Consider the following 3,133-nt stretch of genomic DNA (forward strand, 5'->3'; position numbering starts at 1 on the left):
AGAACATGGTGGCCAGGCTGTCCGCGCACGGCGCCTTCGCCGGCAATCTGGATCGCCTGCGCATGTGTTCCGACTGCCGCGTGATCGACATGATGCAGCCGGCGAAAGAAGTGTCCATCCTGGAGGTCAAGCGTCAATGAATGAAATGAGCCTGCATTTCGAACGCAAGGATGAGGGTGAGGAAGCCGCGCGCGCTGAGCTGTATGCGGTGCTGGCCATGCTGTTCTATGCCCCGCCGATGCAGGACCTGCTGGACGAAATCGGGCCGACGCCGGTGGAGGGCGACGGCATCCTGGTGGAAGCCTGGCGCGGCCTGCAGCAAGCCTGCCGCGACACCAGCGCAGACCAGGCGCGCGACGAATACGAAACACTGTTCATCGGCGTCGRCAAGCCGGAGCTCTTCCTGTACGGTTCCTACTACCTGTCCGGCTTCATGATGGAAAAGCCGCTGGCCAATCTGCGCGCCGACCTGGCGCAACTCGGCGTAGAACGGGTGGACGATATGCCTGAGAGCGAAGACCACTTCGCTGCCCTGTGCGACGTCATGCGCTTCCTGATCACCTCGGAGGAAGTGCTGCATGGCAGCATAGCAACGCAGAAGGAATTCTTTACGACCCATATCCAGCCCTGGGCGGACCGCATGTGCGACGCGATCCGCCATCATCCGCAGGCGCGCTTTTACCGCGCCGTGGCGGCGTTAGCCCAGGCATTCATCGCCGTGGAAGCGCAGGCGTTTGATATGAGTTGAGCAGTAAGCGCGTCACTTATAAAAGTGTGCTAATGTAAATTAGTTATCTTTAGAAGCAAGGCATCTTCCCTGACAAGGAGACCGTGATGTCCACGCAATCGAAGACTGGCCGCAGGACCTTTTTTGCCGGATTGGGCGCAGTCGCCGCCGCCGGCGTCGCGGCAAAACTGGCTTCCCGCCCCGCTGAAACGGAAGCCGCACCGGAACCCGCAGATCCGCCGGGTCCGGGCTACCGAGTGACCGAACATATCAAGAAGTATTACCGCACCACCAAAATATAAAGTGGGGAGGGGAACATCATGCTCTTGACGCGTAAGGGGCCTGCGGGCCAGCGTTCGTCCGGACGATTTGCGGCCAGCCTGGGCGACAGCCTGTCGCGCGCGCTGCCGACCATGGACCGCCGCGCATTTCTGAAGCGCTCCGGCATTGGTGTCGGCGTCGGCCTGGCAGCCACGCAATTCCAGCTGGTGCGCAAGGCGCAGGCCAAGGATGAAGCGGCGGCCGCTTCCAAACCCGTGGTGCGGCGTACCGTATGCTCGCACTGCTCGGTGGGCTGCTCGGTCGATGCGATCGTGGAGAATGGCGTGTGGGTGCGCCAGGAGCCGGTATTCGATTCGCCCATCAATCTCGGTTCGCACTGCGCAAAAGGCGCGGCGCTGCGCGAGCACGGACATGGCGAGCATCGCCTGAAATACCCGATGAAGCTGGTGGATGGCAAATACCAGCGCATCAGCTGGGACCAGGCGCTGAAAGAAGTATCGGAAAAGCTGCTGGCCATGAAGAAGGCGAATGGCCCGGATTCGGTGTTCTTCGTCGGCTCGTCCAAGCACAATAATGAGCAGTCGGCGCTGCTGCGCAAATTCGTGTCCTTCTTCGGCACCAATAACTGCGATCACCAGGCGCGCATCTGCCACTCGACCACGGTGGCGGGTGTGGCGAACACCTGGGGCTACGGCGCCATGACCAACAGCTACAACGATATGCAGAACTCGAAAGCTGCCATGTATATCGGTTCGAATGCTGCGGAGGCGCACCCGGTGTCGATGCTGCACATGCTGCATTCGAAGGAAACCGGCTGCAAGATGATCGTGGTCGATCCGCGCTTCACGCGTACGGCGGCCAAGGCCGACCACTACATCCGCATCCGTTCCGGCTCGGACATTCCCTTCCTGTACGGGATGCTGTGGCATATCTTCAAGAACGGCTGGGAAGACAAGGAATACATCAAGGCCCGCGTATTCGGCATGGACAAGGTGCGCGAGGAAGTCGCCAAGTGGACGCCGGACAAAGTCGAGGAAGCGTGCGGCGTGCCCGAAGCCGAGGTGCTGTACGCGGCCGAGACCATGGCCAAGAACCGTCCCTCCACGGTCGTGTGGTGTATGGGCCAGACCCAGCACAGCATCGGCAACRCCATCGTGCGCGCATCCTGCATCCTGCAGCTGGCGCTGGGCAATGTGGGCGTGAGCGGCGGCGGCACCAATATCTTCCGCGGCCACGACAATGTGCAGGGCGCCACCGACGTAGGGCCGAACCCGGATTCGCTGCCGGCCTACTACGGCCTGGCCACCGGCGCCTGGAAGCACTGGTGCAATGTGTGGGGCGTCGATTACGAATGGGTGAAAGCCCAGTTTGCATCGCAGGCCATGATGGAAAAATCCGGCACCACGGTGTCGCGCTGGGTCGACGCGGTGCTGGAAAAGAATGAGCTGATCGACCAGGACAGCAATGTGAAGGCGATGGTGTTCTGGGGCCACGCGCCGAACTCGCAGACGCGCGGTCTGGAAATGAAGAAGGCTTTCGACAAGCTGGATCTGCTGGTGGTAATCGACCCGTATCCATCGGCGACTGCCGCCATGGCCGCCATGAAAGTGGAGGGCCAGGAAGTCAATCCGAACCGCGCCGTCTACCTGCTGCCGGCTGCAACCCAGTTCGAAACTTCCGGCTCGGTGACCGCATCCAACCGCTCGCTCCAGTGGCGTGAAAAAGTGATCGAACCGCTGTTCGAATCGCGCACCGACCACATGATCATGTATCAGCTGGCGGAAAAGCTGGGCTTCGGCAAGCAGCTGGTGGCCAAGCTGAAACTGGTGCCGGGCAAGGGCGGCATGATGGAGCCGGAACCGGAATCCATGCTGGTCGAGATCAACCGCGGCAGCTGGACCATCGGCTACACGGGCCAGTCGCCGGAGCGCTTGAAGTCGCACATGCGCAATATGCATATGTTCGACGTGAAGACCCTGCGCTGCAAAGGCGGCAAGGACCCGATCACCGGCTACGACCTCACCGGCGACTATTTTGGCCTGCCGTGGCCTTGCTACGGCACGCCGGAACTCAAGCATCCCGGCTCGGCCAATCTGTACGACACCAGTAAGCACGTGATGGATG

At 61.3% G+C, this 3,133-nt stretch carries 3 protein-coding genes; all 3 read left to right on the forward strand.

The window, feature by feature from the left end; translation table 11 throughout:
- Positions 1-136: 136 nt before the first annotated feature.
- Complete coding sequence (locus tag AB4Z11_RS27710; protein WP_442029057.1) at positions 137-748, forward strand: TorD/DmsD family molecular chaperone; 612 nt, start codon at positions 137-139, stop codon at positions 746-748.
- An 86-nt stretch (positions 749-834) separates the two neighbouring features.
- A complete protein-coding gene (locus AB4Z11_RS27715) occupies positions 835-1,029 on the forward strand; it encodes a hypothetical protein (RefSeq protein ID WP_442029058.1) in 195 nt (64 codons plus the stop codon).
- 18 nt (positions 1,030-1,047) lie between these two features.
- The coding region (locus AB4Z11_RS27720) for a molybdopterin-dependent oxidoreductase (RefSeq protein WP_442029059.1) at positions 1,048-3,133 on the forward strand (2,086 nt) is incomplete at its 3' end.

It is taken from the genome of Pseudoduganella sp. RAF53_2, from assembly GCF_052113985.1.
In the GTDB taxonomy this organism is placed as follows: Bacteria; Pseudomonadota; Gammaproteobacteria; order Burkholderiales; family Burkholderiaceae_D; genus Rugamonas.